This window comes from Lysobacter sp. Soil_N_51, assembly GCF_057655755.1.
In genome coordinates this window covers 1-16,792 of sequence record NZ_JBDGLR010000019.1, presented here as the reverse complement: position 1 = coordinate 16,792, position 16,792 = coordinate 1, and the positions used below count along the sequence as shown (strand labels likewise).

12 protein-coding genes are annotated in these 16,792 nt (G+C 66.9%); 7 read left to right on the top strand and 5 right to left on the bottom strand.

All coding sequences use genetic code 11. The features are described from left to right. Nucleotides 1-58 precede the first annotated feature (58 nt). Nucleotides 59-592 (bottom strand): hypothetical protein, encoded by a 534-nt coding sequence (locus tag AC3A4T_RS24325; protein ID WP_487677729.1) that lies wholly within the window; start codon nucleotides 590-592, stop codon nucleotides 59-61. A 76-nt stretch (nucleotides 593-668) separates the two neighbouring features. Between AC3A4T_RS24325 and AC3A4T_RS24320 the strand changes: the two genes are divergently transcribed. Beyond that, nucleotides 669-2,471 carry an XVIPCD domain-containing protein gene (locus tag AC3A4T_RS24320; protein WP_487677728.1) on the top strand — a complete coding sequence of 601 codons (1,803 nt, stop codon included), beginning with the start codon at nucleotides 669-671 and terminating at the stop codon, nucleotides 2,469-2,471. A gap of 127 nt (nucleotides 2,472-2,598) precedes the next feature. On the opposite strand, the gene rho is transcribed toward AC3A4T_RS24320, so the two are convergent. Together rho and trxA are read right to left on the bottom strand one after the other, a co-directional pair. Beyond that, nucleotides 2,599-4,401, bottom strand: a complete 1,803-nt coding sequence (gene rho, locus AC3A4T_RS24315; RefSeq protein WP_487677731.1) for a transcription termination factor Rho — start codon at nucleotides 4,399-4,401, stop codon at nucleotides 2,599-2,601. A gap of 294 nt (nucleotides 4,402-4,695) precedes the next feature. After that, nucleotides 4,696-5,028 (bottom strand): thioredoxin, encoded by a 333-nt coding sequence (gene trxA / locus AC3A4T_RS24310; RefSeq protein WP_056110754.1) that lies wholly within the window; start codon nucleotides 5,026-5,028, stop codon nucleotides 4,696-4,698. 257 nt (nucleotides 5,029-5,285) lie between these two features. Between trxA and rhlB the strand changes: the two genes are divergently transcribed. Next, complete coding sequence (gene rhlB, locus AC3A4T_RS24305; RefSeq protein ID WP_487677727.1) at nucleotides 5,286-7,094, top strand: ATP-dependent RNA helicase RhlB; 1,809 nt, start codon at nucleotides 5,286-5,288, stop codon at nucleotides 7,092-7,094. 306 nt (nucleotides 7,095-7,400) lie between these two features. On the opposite strand, the gene AC3A4T_RS24300 is transcribed toward rhlB, so the two are convergent. After that, the gene (locus AC3A4T_RS24300; RefSeq protein ID WP_036113178.1) at nucleotides 7,401-7,841 is read right to left on the bottom strand and encodes a hypothetical protein; all 441 of its coding nucleotides are present in this window, start codon (nucleotides 7,839-7,841) and stop codon (nucleotides 7,401-7,403) included. Nucleotides 7,842-8,153: 312 nt separating this feature from the next. Between AC3A4T_RS24300 and ftsE the strand changes: the two genes are divergently transcribed. From ftsE to ung, 4 genes are all read left to right on the top strand, one after another. Next, nucleotides 8,154-8,840, top strand: coding sequence for a cell division ATP-binding protein FtsE (gene ftsE, locus AC3A4T_RS24295; RefSeq protein WP_487677726.1), 687 nt, complete (start codon nucleotides 8,154-8,156; stop codon nucleotides 8,838-8,840). Beyond that, a complete protein-coding gene (ftsX, locus tag AC3A4T_RS24290; protein WP_487677725.1) occupies nucleotides 8,837-9,835 on the top strand; it encodes a permease-like cell division protein FtsX in 999 nt (332 codons plus the stop codon). The genes ftsE and ftsX overlap by 4 nt, the downstream gene beginning before the upstream one ends. Before the next feature lie 367 nt (nucleotides 9,836-10,202). Then, complete coding sequence (locus AC3A4T_RS24285) at nucleotides 10,203-11,060, top strand: response regulator (RefSeq protein WP_487677730.1); 858 nt, start codon at nucleotides 10,203-10,205, stop codon at nucleotides 11,058-11,060. Further along, nucleotides 11,057-11,761, top strand: a complete 705-nt coding sequence (ung, locus tag AC3A4T_RS24280; RefSeq protein WP_056110594.1) for a uracil-DNA glycosylase — start codon at nucleotides 11,057-11,059, stop codon at nucleotides 11,759-11,761. The genes AC3A4T_RS24285 and ung overlap by 4 nt, the downstream gene beginning before the upstream one ends. A gap of 122 nt (nucleotides 11,762-11,883) precedes the next feature. Here ung and AC3A4T_RS24275 read toward each other — a convergent pair whose 3' ends face one another. Next, entirely contained in the window at nucleotides 11,884-12,510 is a 627-nt protein-coding gene (locus tag AC3A4T_RS24275; protein WP_487677724.1) for a helix-turn-helix domain-containing protein, read from the bottom strand. A gap of 737 nt (nucleotides 12,511-13,247) precedes the next feature. On the opposite strand from AC3A4T_RS24275, the gene AC3A4T_RS24270 reads away from it, so the two are divergent. Continuing rightward, nucleotides 13,248-16,792 (top strand): beta strand repeat-containing protein (locus AC3A4T_RS24270; RefSeq protein WP_487677723.1); only part of this gene is annotated, 3,545 nt, incomplete at its 3' end.

Here is a 16,792-nt window from a genome sequence, read left to right as displayed (position 1 = left end):
GGCATGCCCGAGGCGGCCGCGAAAGTTCGCCAGGCCGTGTTTGACTCGTTTGATGCACTTAGACGTTGACAGTGCAGACGCATGCCTTCGACCACGCGCGATTGCGACACGAACAACTGCATTCCAGTAACGCAATCGCATCGCCGCCATTCGCAGGCTGAGCGACGCTGTCGCCGCAAAATAACAGGCGAGCCACCGGTCGCTGCGCGAGGGCCGGTGAAGCGCAGGAGCGCGGTATCTCGTCGTCTACAGGGAGGTTCACCATGAACAAGCTGGCGTTGGTATTGGCGGTGTCGATGTTGAGCGGTTGCAATCCGGCGATGGACGAATTGCAGCCTCGGGATTTTTCTTTCGCCGGCATGAGCGCGAGTGTGAGCGCGGCGATGGACGCGCCGCGCACGGTCGAAGTCCAAGCGCCGCGGCGCACCGAAACCTGCCGGCCCGCGGCGCAGGACAGGTTCGACTGAAACGCAGGCATCGCACGCCGCGGCGCTCGATTCGTGCGCGACGTGCGATGTCGGGCGCCGTACGGAAAAGTCAAAAACTGCATGGAAATCAGCGCGGAATTGCTCTCGTTCAGCGACGGGGGCATCATGCGAGTCCGCCCGCGGACCTGCCGCCGGCGCTCGGGGTCATGGGGATGACCCCTCCGACATGGAGCCGTGCATATGAATGCAGCAGTCGATTCGATCCTGGACGCCCACCTGCCGCGCAGCGATGCCGCCGCCCAGCCGCGTCATTACGCCGGCCAAGGCGCCGCGCAGGAACACGCGCAAACCTATACCGCGCTGCTGCCCGCCGACGCTGAGTGGTCGCGCGACACCGTGCTGCGCGCGTTCGTCGCCGATGCCTTGCAACGCAACGGCCAGGTGGTCGACGAGGACACCCTCGAAGCCACCATCGCCTCGGCCTCCGCGCCCGGCGGCGCGCTCGCCGATGTCGACCTGACCTGGAAACTGCATCCGGGCGAAACCCGCGCCGATGGCCGGGTCGCGCCGCCGTTCCACGGTTACGAAGTGGAGTTGCCGGCGAACGCGCAGAAGGCGCTGGTCGAATACTCCAAGACCTGGTCGGCGCAGCGCGACGCCAACGGCCCGGCGCCGGTCGACGAGCATCTGCGTGAGCTCAAGCAGCTCGCGGTCAACGGCGGCCACGGCGACATCACCCAGACCCTGGAAGCGCTGGACGCGGCGATCAAGTCCGGCAACGCCGCCCATCTCAACGGCCAGCCGCTCGATGCGGCGGCGATGGCCGCGGTGTTGGAGTTCGCCAACCGCACCGGCCGCGAACGCGAAGCGGCGAAGATCCTCGAGCGCTACAGCGCGATCAAGGACGTGGCGCATGACGTCAGGGACATCGGCCAGAACGCCGGCCGCGTGTTCAACGGCCGCGACCCGCTGACCGGCATGCCGCTGACCACCGACCAGCGCGTCGACTCCGCGTTCGATCTGCTCAACGGCGGCTTCAAGACCGTCGGCAATATCGGCAACATCGCGACCATGTTCGGCGCGCGCAACGCCGGCCTGGTCGGCGGCTTGATCGGCATCGCGCCGATCGGCATCGCGGTGGTGGCGTTCGCCGCCGGCGCTTACGAGTTGATCAAGCACGCGCGCGAAGCGCTGCTCAAGCCGCGCTGGGACGAATTCCGCGAGCGTTTCCCGTTCGGCGAAGGCCTGGAACCCAAGCAGGCCATCAACGGAGTGATGCGCAATATCGCCGGCATGCCGACCGACGGCGCCAACGCGCTGTCGACCGCCACGCGCGTGCTCGATGGCCTGGGCCAGAACCCGGAAACGCGCGAGCGCTTCCTGTCCTTCCTCAAGCAGAAAGTGCATCCCGAATCGCTGGTCGATGCCTTGGCCTCGGGTCAAGGCCTGGACAAACTCACCGCGCCGCAGGCGATCCAGTTGGCGCAGTCGGCCAAGGGGTCGGCCAGGGAGTTCCTCGATCTGGAGCTCAACGACGTCAAGCGCTACGTCCGCGATCGCGACGGCGAGCGCGAACGCGGCACCTACCTGCTGCCGCCGGAACTGCGCGACGCGGCCAACCGCAACACCAACAAGGTCGGCGGCACGCTCGAGGAAGGCCTGCGCGTGGCCGGCATTCTCAGCAGCAGCGCGAACGCCTTGAACGGCCAGTACCGCGACATGCTCGACAAGGTCAAAGGCACCGAGATCCCGCAGAACCGGCTCAGCGAGCAGCAGCAGAAGAACCTCGCCGCGGCGTTGGTCCCGGCCGCGCGCGACGGTGGCCTGACCCAGGTCGATCACCTGCTCGCGAGCAAGGACGGCAGCAAGCTGTTCGCGGTGCAGGGCGACCTGCAATCGCCGGCGCGGCGCATGGTCGCGCTCGATGTCGCCAGCGCGTCGCATCAGAGCGTGGAGACGAGCAGCCAGCTCGCCGCGCGCCACACCGCCGCGACCGAGACCCCGGCGCAGCAGCAGGCGACGCCGGGCGGCCGCGGGTTCTGATCTCGCGCCGCGGATCGGGCGTGCTTATCGATCGATAACCACGCTCGCGGCCCGAGCGATCGGCGCAAACAAAAACGCCCCGCGATGCGGGGCGTTTTCTTTGGCGGCCTTCGTCGATCTCGCGCGGTCAGCGCTTCATCGAGCTGAAGAATTCGTCGTTCGACTTGGTGGTCTTCATCTTGTCGAGCAGGAATTCCATCGCGCCGATTTCGTCCATGCCGTGCAGCAGCTTGCGCAGGATCCAGATCTTCTGCAGCAGCTCGGGCTCGATCAGCAGATCTTCGCGACGGGTGCCGGAGCGGTTGATGTCGATCGCCGGGTACACGCGCTTCTCGGCGATACGGCGGTTCAAGTGGACTTCCGAGTTGCCGGTGCCCTTGAACTCTTCGTAGATCACCTCGTCCATCTTGCTGCCGGTGTCGATCAGGGCGGTGGCGATGATCGTCAGCGAACCGCCTTCCTCGACGTTACGCGCGGCACCGAAGAATCGCTTCGGACGGTGCAGGGCGTTGGCGTCGACGCCGCCCGACAGCACCTTGCCCGAACTCGGCACGACGTTGTTGTAGGCGCGGGCCAGGCGGGTGATCGAGTCGAGCAGGATCACCACGTCCTTCTTGTGTTCGACCAGGCGCTTGGCGCGCTCGATCACCATCTCGGCGACCTGCACGTGGCGCGCGGCCGGTTCGTCGAAGGTCGAGGAAACCACTTCGCCGCGCACGGTGCGCTGCATTTCGGTCACTTCTTCCGGACGCTCGTCGACCAGCAGCACGATCAGATGCACGTCGGGATGGTTGTGGGTGATCGCGGTGGCGACCTGCTGCATCATCATCGTCTTGCCGGCCTTGGGCGGCGAGACGATCAGCGCGCGCTGGCCTTTGCCCTGCGGCGCCATCAGGTCGAGGATGCGGCCGGTGATGTCCTCGGTCGAACCGTCGGCGCGCTCGAGCTTGAACTTGCGGCGCGGGAACAGCGGGGTCAGGTTTTCGAACAGGACTTTGTTCTTCGACGCTTCCAGCGGCTCGCCGTTGATGCTGTCGACGACCGACAGGGCGAAGTAGCGTTCGCCGTCCTTCGGGAAGCGGATGCGGCCGGACAGGTGATCGCCGGTGCGCAGGTTGAAGCGGCGGATCTGGCTCGGCGAGATGTAGGTGTCGTCCGGGCCGGCGAGGTAGCTCGCCTCGGCCGCGCGCAGGAAGCCGAAGCCGTCGGGCAGGATTTCCAGCACGCCGTCGGCGGCGACGCCTTCGCCATGGCGGGTAAGCACTTTCAGCAGGGCGAAGATCACGTCCTGCTTGCGCGCGCGGGCGACGCCTTCCTGGATGCTGAGCTGGTCGGCCAGATCCATCAGCTTCGGCGCGGGCATGCGCTTGAGGTCGCCCAGCGAGTACTGCGGGAAGCCCTCGGGCACCTGCGGGTGCGGACGCGGGACGAAGTTCTCGCCGTTGTCGAAATCGTCATTGCCGCCGCCGCGCTGCTGCGGACGGTTGTTGCCGCCACCACCGCCACCGCCGCCGCCATTGCGATCGCGGTCGCGGCGGTTGCGGAAACGGTCGCGGCGGTTATTGCCGCCGCGGTTGGCGTCGTAGGCGCCGTCGCGCTGCTGGCCCTGCTGGTTCTGGCCTTGCTGCTGACCGCCGTTGCCGTCCTGAGCGTGCGAGGCGGACGAATCGCTGGCGCCGGAGGCGGCCGGAGCGGACTCGCCGCCGGCATGTGCGGCCGGAGCAGGAGCGGGGGCTTTGGGCGCGGCAGGCGCGCTGGAGGATTCGGATGCGGCGGCGGCCGGAGCCGGGGCGGCGGGTGCGGGTTTGACCGGCGCAGGCACGGCAGGCGCCGGCGCGACGGGGGCCGGTTTGGCCGGAATCAGTGGGCTGGCATCGCTCACGACGGCCGGAGCGGCGTCGGCGGTTTTGCTGGCGCGCGGTTTACGCACGCGCTTCTCGGCGGTATCGCCAGCGTCGGGGGTCTTATCGGACAAGCGGAGGTTCCTCGCTAAGCGGCGAGCGCTCGCATCGGGCGAGCGGGACGTCAGGGACGTGGGTTGATGATGAGTATCTAGACGGGGTGCGGCGTGGGGACGCGAAGTCCGACGCCGGGTGTTGCGAAACTAGCACTGCTGCCGCGTGGCGGCAAGCTTCCCGGGCTATACCGTTCACGTTGCCGGGTCGGGCCCGGAACGCATGCGCCCGGGGCGGGCGCATGCGTCACGCGGTCGCGATGACGCGCTTCAGATGGCCTTGTCGATCATCTGGGTGAGCAGCGACTTGATGTTCGGCGGCGCGCCCAGCTGGCTGGAATGGACCTGGCCGTCCTTGAACATCAACAGCATGGGGATGCTGCGCACGTTGTAGCGAACCCCCAGCGCGGGGAATTCCTGCACGTCGACCTTCACCACCTTGGCCTTGCCCTGGTACTGGTCGGCCAGCTGCTCGACGATCGGGCCGATCGCCTTGCACGGGCCGCACCACGGGGCCCAGAAATCGACCAGGACGGGTTCGGACGACTGCAGCACGGTGGCGTCGAAGTCGGAATCGCCAGCATGCAGAACTTTTTCGCTCACGGGGGTCTCCTGCGGGGGCGCGAGATCCATACGGACCAGGCTATTCTAGAATGGAACCCCGGGCGGCCCATGCCGGGCGGGGGCTTACGCTAAACTGGGGCGTTTCGCGGCACCTTCAAGGGCTGCGCCACGGCCTCATCGAGCCTGCCTTCAGAGTTCAACTCGGGCGCCGGCTCGGCCCCGGCAGTCTGCTTCGCCGACGCCACCCACGCAAGCGACACTCTACGGCGCCTGATCGGCGCGGACTTCTGAAACGCATGAGCGACAAGCCTTTAACCGATATCACTTTCTCCTCGTTCGACCTGCACCCGACCCTGTTGGCCGGCCTTGAGGCCGCCGGGTTTTCGCGCTGCACGCCGATTCAGGCCCTGACCCTGCCGCTGGCGCTGACCGGGCGCGATGTCGCCGGCCAGGCGCAGACCGGCACCGGCAAGACGCTGGCGTTCCTGGTCGCGGTGATCAACCGCCTGCTGACCAGCCCGGCCCTGGCCGAGCGCAAGCCCGAGGACCCGCGCGCGCTGATCCTGGCCCCGACCCGCGAACTGGCGATCCAGATCCACAAGGACGCGGTCAAGTTCGGCTCCGACCTCGGCCTGAAGTTCGCCCTGGTCTACGGCGGCGTGGATTACGACAAGCAGCGCGAAATCCTGCAGAGCGGCGCCGACGTCATCATCGCCACGCCGGGCCGCCTGATCGACTACGTCAAGCAGCACAAGGTCGTGTCGCTGCACGCCTGCGAGATCTGCGTGCTCGACGAAGCCGACCGCATGTTCGACCTGGGCTTCATCAAGGACATCCGCTTCCTGCTGCGGCGCATGCCGATCCGCACCGAGCGGCAGACCCTGCTGTTCTCGGCCACGCTGAGCCATCGCGTGCTGGAACTGGCCTACGAGCACATGAACGAGCCCGAGAAGCTCGTGGTCGAGACCGAGTTCATCACCGCGGCCAAGGTCCGGCAGAAGGTGTACTTCCCGTCCGACGAGGAAAAGATCCCGCTGCTGCTGGGCCTGCTGTCGCGCAGCGAAGGCGCGCGCACCATGGTGTTCGTCAACACCAAGGTGTGGGTGGAGCGGGTGGCGCGTTCGCTGGAACGCGGCGGGTATCGCGTCGGCGTGCTGTCGGGCGACGTGCCGCAGAAGAAGCGCGAATCGCTGCTCAACAAATTCCAGAAGGGTCAGCTCGAAATCCTGGTCGCCACCGACGTGGCCGCGCGCGGTCTGCACATCGACGGTGTCAGCCACGTTTATAACTACGACCTGCCGTTCGACGCGGAAGACTACGTGCATCGCATCGGCCGCACCGCGCGCCTGGGCGCCGAGGGCGACGCGATCAGCTTCGCCTGCGAACGCTATGCGATGAGCCTGCCCGACATCGAGGCCTACATCGAGCAGAAGCTGCCGACCGCGCCGGTCGACGCCGAACTGCTGGTGTCGCTGCCGCGCGCGCCGCGCGAAGTGCCGGCGGGCGAGGAAGGCGAGGAGAACGAAAGCATCGGCGCGATCTTCAAGGAAGCGCGCGAGCAGCGCGCCGCCGATGAAGAGCGTCGCGGCGGTGGCCGCAGCCGCAGCGGTTCCGGCGGTCCTGGCGCCGGCCGTGGCGGGCGCAGCGAAGGTCGCCGCGATGGCGCGCCGCCGCGTCGTCCGCGCAGCGAAGGCGGTCCGGCCAAGAGCGCCGACGTCAAGCCGGTCGAAGGCGCTCCCGCGCAAGACGGCGCGCCGGCCGCGCCGCGTCCGCCGCGCAAGCCGCGGGTCGAAGGCGCGGCGGTCAATCCCGATGCCGCGGCCGCCAACCCGGCCGCCGCCGAAGGCGAACGCGCGCCGCGCAAGCGTCGTCGCCGTCGTGGCGGTCGCAAGATCGAAGGCGCCGAAGGCGCGCAGGCGCCCGCCGCGGCGAATGCGGCCGCGTCGACGGCCAAGCCGTCCGCAGCCGCCAACAAGCCGGCCGCGGCCAAGCCCGCGGCGACGTCGGCACCTGCCGCGTCGGGCGAGGGCAAGCCCTCGCTGCTGGGCCGGATCGGACGCAAGCTCAAGTCGCTGGTCGCGCGTCCGCCGCGTACGCAGCACTGATCGGTTGATCGAACGCGAAGCGGCGATTTCGTCGCTTCGCGTTCGTTTGCGGCATGGTGGCTGCGAATTGATCGCGGCATGGCGGTGATGTTCGTGCCGCGACAAGTCGCTCGATCCCCGCGTTCACGGGCATGACGAGCACTATCAGCTGATCGCGGTTCCGCGATCGACGCAATGACAAGCAAGACGCCGCGTTCGTGCCGATCACGGCAAGAACCCCGCATTCGCGGGATTCTTGAGCAAAAGCCAAGCCGCGAATCCGCTCATGCATCAGGCAGCGATCGCGTTGGGATCAGCGGGTCGGACTTATTGGGTGCGGCTCAAGAACACCGACCACGTATTCGGCGAGGTTTCCAGCAACTGGAACACGTCCAGGTCGCCGTCGCTGTCGACATCCAGCAACTGATATTGATTGCTGTGATTGGGCGAGGCCGGCCAGCCCACGCCGAACGAACCGCCCGCATACGGCCAGGCCACGAACACGCCGCCCACGCCGGGCTCGAAATGGCCGCGACGGCCGCTGCCGGCGGCGCTGCACCAGATCGTCATGCGGTAGTTCGGCACGGTGTTGGTGAAGAACGGAAATACGATGAAGCGGGCATTGCCGTAACCGGTCGAGCCGGCCGGGCAGGCCAGGGTGCCGATGTTGATCGGCGCGTCGTACTGTTCGGCGCGCGCGCCGCCGCTTGGCAGCAGGCCCAGGGCGAGCAGGGCGGCGAGGGCGAGCGAGGTCTTGGTCGTGAGCATGGCGTCTGACTCCATTGAAGGGTGGCAAGCGGTCCCGATCGGCCCGGCGGGCCGATGGCGTGCATTCCAATGTCGGACGTGCGCGGTGTTGCGAGTCCCGCGCGGACAGGGCGTCGCGCGCTGTGGCGCGGCCCGCTGCGGCGGTGGTTGCGGTCGTGAAGCGGGTGCCGGCCTGTGGCGCCCGCGAGGGCGGCCGGTCGATGTCGTCGATGCGCGTCCGCGTGGCTGCGACGACCGCAGCGCGAACATAGGCCAAACGCAAAAGCCGAAACGTGATGATTTCCGGCGATTCGCTCTGCGATACTCCCGGCCATGACCGTATTGCGCTTCGACAACGTCAGTAAACGCTACAGCAGCGGCCACGAGGCCTTGAGCGAAGTCAGCTTCGAGGTGGCCCCGGGCGAGATGCTGTTCGTGACCGGCCACTCCGGCGCGGGCAAGAGCACCTTGCTCAAGCTGATCCACCTCAGCGAACGGCCCAGCCGCGGCGCGGTGCTGTTCGGCGAAAAAAATCTGCTCAAGGTTGGCGGGCGTCGCATCGCGTTGCATCGGCGCGAGGTCGGGGTGGTGTTTCAGGACCACCGCCTGCTGGCCGATCGCAGCGTCGCCGATAACGTCGCCTTGCCGTTGCTGCTGCGCGGCCTGCGCCGCGCCGACATCGGTCGGCGCGTGCGCGCGACTCTGGACAAGGTCGGCCTGGGCGCGCGCGCCACCGCGTTGCCGGGCGAGTTGTCGGCGGGCGAACAACAGCGCGTGGGGATTGCGCGCGCCATCATCGGCGAACCGCGGCTGTTGGTCGCCGACGAACCCACCGGCAACCTCGACCCGACCCTGTCGGCCGAGATCATGACCTTGTTTCAGTCCTTGCCCGAGCGCGGCACCAGCGTGCTGGTCGCCAGCCACGACCTGGCCTTGGTCAAGCGCATGCGCAAACGCGTGCTGGTGTTGAACCACGGCCGCCTGGTCGACGATATCGCGCCCGAGGACCTGGCCGAATGAGCAGCGTGAATCCTTCCGGCGACATTTCAGATCCGATTTCCGGCGCCGACCGCGAGCTCGATATCGCGATCGATGCCGCGCCGCAGTCGCGTTTCGGCGCATGGCTCGATCATCACCTTTACAGCCTGGTCGCCAGCCTCGGCCGCCTGCTGCGCAAGCCGTGGGCGGCGCTGCTGACCATCGGCGTGATGGCGGTAGCGCTGGCCCTGCCGCTGGGCTTGTGGGCGGCGTTGAACAACGTCGAACGCTTCGCCGGCGACGTCCAGCGCTCGCGCCAGATCAGCCTGTTCCTCAAGCCCGAGGTCAAGCTCGAACGCGCCCGCGCCCTGGCCGAGGAGCTGCGCGCGCGGCCCGAGGTCGGCGCGGTCGATCTGCGCACGCCCGAGCAAGGCCTGGCCGATCTGCGCGAGAAAAGCGGTCTGGGCGACACGCTGTCGGCGATCGAGGGCAACCCGTTGCCGAGCCTGCTGGTGGTGACGCCGAAGGGCGACGAACTGGCCCTGGCGCAATCGCTGGAGCAACTGGCCGAGGCCGATCAGGTCCAGCACGATGCCGGCTGGCGCCAGCGCCTGGACGGCTGGCTGCGGTTCGGCAGCCGCCTGGCCTGGGTGCTCGCGGCGATGCTCGGTCTGGGCGCCTTGCTGGTGGTCGGCAACACCGTTCGCCTGGACATCCAGTCGCGGCGCGACGAAATCGGCGTGCTGCAATTGCTCGGCGCCACCGACGGTTTCATCCGCCGGCCGTTCCTGTACCTGGGCGCCTGCTACGGCCTGGCCGCCGGCGCGGTCGCGCTGGCCCTGCTGGCCGTGGCCGACCACAGCCTGCGCGAACCGCTGACCGCGCTCGCGCTCAGTTACGGCAGCCGTTTCCAGTTGCAGGGCTTCGACCTGGGGCCGGCGCTGGCGATCCTGGCCGGCGCCGCCGCGCTGGGCTGGCTGGGCGCCGGGCTGGTGACCGGCCACTACCTGCGTCAGACCCGCGCCGGGCAGGGCTGAGCGGCCGCCGGCCTGCTCGGTTTCTGTGCCCCGGGCGTCACCCGGCGTGCTGCGGTCTTGTTGCGACTGGTCGCAAGCCGCGCTGCGGGCATGACGCACGAAGGCTGAAAGTCCCGTCCGCGCAGGCCATCAGGCCCGACTTCGCCACCGCGGCCCGCACGGTCGCGCCGCGATGCGGCCGGTACCCGGCATTGTCGATACAAGGCCGGTTTCGCCGACACACGGTTGCCATGATGTTGCGCAAGGCTCGGAATCGAACCCCGCTTGCGCCTAGAATCGTGCTCCCCCGCATGATCCTCACTCGGTTCCGCGCCGGCGTCCCGCGCCCCGCCTGTTCCGCGACGCCGAGACGGTATTGTCCACACGTATGCACAGTCAGAATCTTCGCCACTTCGATAACACCTCGCCCCGCGTGATGGTGGTCGACGGTTCCAAACTGGTCCGCAAGCTCATCGCCGACGTGTTGCTGCGCGAATTGCCCAACGCGCGCATCGTCCAGTGCGGCAGCATCATCGAGGCAAAGGTCGCGCTCGATCACGGCGAGGTCGATCTGGTCACCACCGCGCTGGTCCTGCCCGACGGCGACGGCATCGCGCTCGCTCGCGCCGTGCGCGAGGCGGCCACGCAGGCCTACGTGCCGGTGATCGTGGTGTCCGGCGACGCCCAGGCGCATCTGGAAGCGCGTCGCTTCACCGAGGACGTCACCGATTATTTCGACAAATCGCTCGGCCCCAGCGCGCTGGCCGAATTCATCCGCGGCTACGTGCAGCCGCAGGCGATTCCGGGCGCGCGCGTGCTCTACGTCGAAGACAGCCGGGTGGTCGCGGTCGCGACCAAGCGCATGCTCGAGCGCCATTCGCTGCAGGTGCTGCATTTCATCGGTGTGGAGGAAGCGCTGGAGCATCTGGAAGCGCACCGCGTCAGCGGCCGCGACGGTGGTGACGCCGGCGCCGATCTGGTGCTGACCGACGTTTATCTGAAGGGCGAGTTGGGCGGCAAGGATCTGCTCGCTCGACTGCGCAACGACTTCGCTTACGGCAAGCGCCGTCTGCCTGTTTTGGTGATGACCGGCGACGCCAACCGCGACAACCAGAGCGAATTGCTGCGCGCCGGCGCCAACGATCTGGTGCTCAAGCCGATCGAGGAGCGCCTGCTGGTGACCAAGACCTTGTTCCAACTGCGCCTGGCGCGGCTGTCCGAACCGGTCGCGGCGGTGACCGCATGAGCGACGGCGACCGCGGCATCAAACTCGAACCCTCGTGGAAGCAGCGCGTCGGCGACTGGTTCGCGCGCGACGACATGCAGGCGTTGTCGGCGTTCCTGCGCGAGCGCAAGGCCGCGGGCGCGCGGATCTTTCCGCCGGGGCCGCAGATCTTCGCCGCGTTCGACGCCACGCCGTTCGATCAGGTGAAAGTGGTGATCCTCGGCCAGGACCCGTACCACGGTTACGGTCAGGCCCATGGCCTGTGCTTCTCGGTGTTGCCCGGCGTGTCGGTGCCGCCGTCGCTCGACAACATCTTCAAGGAAATCCACCGCGACCTCGGCATCGCCCGGCCCGATCACGGCTATCTGATGCCGTGGGCGCATCGCGGCGTGCTGTTGCTCAACGCGGTGCTGACGGTCGAAGAAGGCCGCGCCGGCGCGCATCAGGGCAAGGGTTGGGAAGGCTTCACCGATCACGTCGTCGACGTGCTCAATCGCGAACGCGAAGGCCTGGTGTTCCTGCTGTGGGGCAGCTATGCCCAGGCCAAGGGCAAGGTCATCGACCCGCGCCGGCACCGCGTACTCAAGGCGCCGCATCCCTCGCCGTTGTCGGCGCACCGCGGTTTCATCGGCTGCGGACATTTCTCCGCCGCCAACGACTATCTGTCGAAGCAGGGCCAGCCCGCGATCGATTGGACGCTGCCGCCGCGCAGCGAGCTTTAACCGCGCCCGATCGGGCGCGGTTTCGTTCGGACCGTCTCCGATTGATGTGCGTGCGCGCATAGCGCTGAACGATGCGTGGCGGCATGGCCGGCCGCGGACTTGCCCGCGCCCGCCGCGCCTGCTCAGGCTTCGTCCTGATTCGCCATCAACGAGGCCATCAAGTCCTCGTGATCGTCCGACGAGCACACCGCCAACACCGTGGCCGCGTCGCAGCCTTCGGCCAGCACATAGGCCTGGCCCATGTTCGAGTCGATGTAGCTGCCTTCGCCGGTCTGCAGCACCGTGGTGTCGTAGAACTCGGTGTGCAGGGCGACCGCGCCCTCGAGCACGTACACGAACTCCTCGCCCGAACGGCGCACGAAGCCGCCGAACTCCTTGAGGCTGCGCGCGCGGATGTGGCTGATCATCGGCGTCATGCGCTTGCGCCGCAGTTCCGAGCACAAGTAATAGGAGTCGTAGTTCTTGCCGGTCACCCGCATCGCATCGCGAAGCCGGCCGATGCTGCGGCGGGCGGTGACCGTGCGCCGCGCCGGCGCGGGGCTTTCGGCGAACAGTTCGGACATGCTGATGCCGAGGCGCTGGCTCAGCTGCAGCAGCTTGTCGTAGGTCAGCGACAGCCGGTCGTGTTCGATCTTGGACAGGGTCGACAGCGGGATTCCTGAATGCTGGCTCATCTGCTTCAACGTCCACTGGTTGCGGGCGCGCAGCGAGCGCAGCAGGCCGCCGATGGTCGGTTGTTGCGACTTCATCCGTATCTCCGGTTGGCGGCGAGATCGGGACTGGTCGTGCGGGACGAGACCAACGGATATCGCCGGGGACATCTGGGCGTTCGGGCGTTGCCGAGGCATACGATATCCGCAGATAAATGTATGCAGATCGGACTTATTACGCATCTGTAGGGAGAACTTTCTCACATTTAGTGGGGATCTGTTCCATATGGAGCTTGCCGGACCGGGCGTCTGCGGGTCTTTAGAACCAGGGTCGCCCGCGCAAGTTGCGTCGTGATCGGACTTGAAGATGTTTCTTGGCGTGAAAAATCATCTCGGATTTGTCTGAATTTACAAATACAACCGCGGTCCTGTGGGGCGGAAATCCCGCTTTCATCCCGATTTTGCTGACGTTATTTGTCAATTAATGACGTTAATCGTCGGTTTCATGGGCCTGCACGCCTTTTATGCATGAAAAACCGAACATCCCCCCATTTCTCGAATTTGGCACGAGATTTGCGCGCATGTCCTGTGACGGGATAATTCTCCGATCAGGAGTAGTGTGCGCAATGGCGACCTGGACATAAGCGTCCGCCGCGGCTGCGCACTAGTCGATTTCAGGTTTAGGGGGCGTTGTGACCGCTGATTCCAAACGAGCCGTTCGGGCATTGCTGTGCCGTGTCAGCCAGTCGCTGTTACTGGTGATGGCAACGGCCTTCGCATTGCCGGCGCTTTCGCAGAACGCAGTCAACCGCGCCTCCGTAGCTCCGCCGAGCGGGGTGACCAACACCGGAACCAGCTGCAACAACCCCGGCCAGACCTTCAGCGGTGGGGTGTGCACCTCGGAGGACAGCGATCCGATCCAGCCCCGCCTGACCCTGATCAAGACCGTCACCAACGACAACGGCGGCACCGCGGTGGCGACGGCGTGGACGCTGACGGCGGTGGGTCCGACCAACATCAGCGGCGCCACCGGAACGCCGGCGGTAACCGCCGCGTCGGTCAACGTCGGTACTTACGACCTGTCCGAGACCGGTGGCCCGGCCGGTTATACCGCGGGCACGTACAGCTGCGTTCTCAACGGCGGCTCCGCGGTCGTCGCGAACTCGATCACGCTCGCCGCAGGCGACAACGCGACTTGCACGATCAACAACGATGACCAGGCGGCGACGCTGACTTTGGTCAAGACGGTGATCAACGACAACGGCGGTACCGCGGTGGCGACGGCGTGGACGCTGGAGGCGGCCGGTCCGACGAATATCACGGGCGCCACCGGTTCGGCCGCGGTGACCAATGCATCGGTCAACCCGGGCAGCTACACCTTGTCCGAGACCGGTGGTCCGGCGGGCTATACGGCGAGCACCTACAGCTGCGTGATCAACGGCGGCGCGGCGGTGGTGAACAACACCGTGGCGCTGGCGGCAGGCGACAACGCAACTTGCACGATCAATAACGATGATCAGGCGGCAACGCTGACTTTGGTCAAGACGGTGACCAACGACAACGGCGGCACCGCTGTGGCGACCGCGTGGACGCTGGAAGCGGCGGGCCCGACGAATATCACGGGCACCACCGGTTCGGCCGCGGTGACCAATGCATCGGTCAATCCGGGCAGCTACACCTTGTCCGAGACCGGCGGTCCGGCGGGTTATACGGCGAGCACCTACAGCTGCGTGATCAACGGCGGCGCGGCGGTGGTGAACAACACCGTGGCGCTGGCGGCGGGCGACAACGCGACCTGCACGATCAACAACGACGACCAGGCGGCAACGCTGACTTTGGTCAAGACGGTGACCAACGACAACGGCGGTACCGCAGTGGCGACGGCGTGGACGCTGGAGGCGGCCGGTCCGACCAACATCACCGGCGCCACCGGTTCGGCCGCGGTGACCAATGCATCGGTCAACCCGGGCAGCTACACCTTGTCCGAGACCGGCGGTCCGGCGGGTTATACGGCGAGCACGTACAGCTGCGTGATCAACGGCGGCGCGGCGTTGGTGAACAACACCGTGGCGCTGGCGGCAGGCGACAACGCAACTTGCACGATCAACAACGACGACCAGGCGGCAACGCTGACTTTGGTCAAGACGGTGACCAACGACAACGGCGGTACCGCAGTGGCGACGGCGTGGACGCTGGAGGCGGCCGGTCCGACCAACATCACCGGCGCCACCGGTTCGGCCGCGGTGACCAATGCATCGGTCAACCCGGGCAGCTACACCTTGTCCGAGACCGGTGGTCCGGCGGGCTATACGGCGAGCACCTACAGCTGCGTGATCAACGGCGGCGCGGCGGTGGTGAACAACACCGTGGCATTGGCCGCGGGCGACAACGCGACCTGCACGATCAACAACGACGACCAGGCGGCAACGCTGACTTTGGTCAAGACGGTGACCAATGACAACGGCGGCACCGCGGCGGCAACCGCGTGGACGCTGGAGGCGGCCGGTCCGACCAGCATCACCGGCGCCACCGGTTCGGCGGCGGTGACCAATGCATCGGTCAATCCGGGCAGCTACACCTTGTCCGAGACCGGCGGTCCGGCGGGTTATACGGCGAGCACCTACAGCTGCGTGATCAACGGCGGCGCGGCGGTGGCGAACAACACCGTGACACTGGCCGCGGGCGACAACGCGACTTGCACGATCAACAACGATGACCAGGCGGCCACGCTGACTTTGGTCAAAACGGTGACCAACGACAACGGCGGCACCGCTGTGGCGACCGCGTGGACGCTGGAAGCGGCGGGCCCGACGAATATCACGGGCACCACCGGTTCGGCCGCAGTGACCAATGCATCGGTCAATCCGGGCAGCTACACACTGTCCGAGACCGGCGGTCCGGCGGGTTATACGGCGAGCACCTACAGCTGCGTGATCAACGGCGGCGCGGCGGTGGTGAACAACACCGTGGCGCTGGCGGCGGGCGACAACGCGACTTGCACGATCAACAACGACGACCAGGCGGCCACGCTGACTTTGGTCAAGACGGTGACCAACGACAACGGCGGTACCGCAGTGGCGACGGCGTGGACGCTGGAGGCGGCCGGTCCGACCAACATCACCGGCGCCACCGGTTCGGCGGCGGTGACCAATGCATCGGTCAACCCGGGCAGCTACACCTTGTCCGAGACCGGTGGTCCGGCGGGCTATACGGCGAGCACCTACAGCTGCGTGATCAACGGCGGCGCGGCGGTGGTGAACAACACCGTGGCATTGGCCGCGGGCGACAACGCGACTTGCACGATCAACAACGACGACCAGGCGGCAACGCTGACTTTGGTCAAGACGGTGACCAATGACAACGGCGGCACCGCGGCGGCAACCGCGTGGACGCTGGAGGCGGCCGGTCCGACCAGCATCACCGGCGCCACCGGTTCGGCGGCGGTGACCAATGCATCGGTCAATCCGGGCAGCTACACCTTGTCCGAGACCGGCGGTCCGGCGGGTTATACGGCGAGCACCTACAGCTGCGTGATCAACGGCGGCGCGGCGTTGGTGAACAACACCGTGGCGCTGGCGGCGGGCGACAACGCAACCTGCACGATCAACAACGATGACCAGGCGGCGACGCTGACTTTGGTCAAGACGGTGATTAACGACAATCGAGGTACGGCGACGACGGCCGATTTCACGTTGACTGCCACGGGGCCGACGCCGATTAGTGGTGCGAGCGGCACTCCAGCGGTCACCGACGCGGTGGTTAGTTCGGGCACCTATACGCTCACTGAAACCAATCTCGCCGGTTACGCCGCCGGTGCATGGTCGTGCACGGGCGGTACGTTGACTGGAAATAGTCTGGTGCTGTCCAACGGCGATGACGCGGAGTGCGGCATCACCAACGACGATATTGCGGGACCTGAGGTAAGCAGCAGCAAGTCGTCCGATCCGGCGACCGGCACCACGGTCAATCCGGGTGCGACGATCACCTACACCCTGAGCACCACGATCAGCACCGCGGCGCTGACGGACGTCTACACGCTGACCGACACGATCAGTGGCGATCAGACGTTCGGTTCGGTCACCAACGCCGGCAACTACACCTGCACGGGCGCGTTGTCCTGCACCCTGCCGGCCGGCACCCTGCCGGGCACCTATACGCTGAGCTACACGACCACCGTTGACGCGGATGCGGCCGGCACGGTCGGTAACAACGTGACCGGCAGCGGCGGTGGCGATCCGGATCCGGAATGCACCAACTGCACGACGACCCATACGGTCGCCGCGCCGGTGATCAGCAGCAGCAAATCGTCGGATCCGGCGACCGGCACCACGGTCAATCCGGGTGCGACGATCACCTATACCCTGAGCACCACGATCAGCAC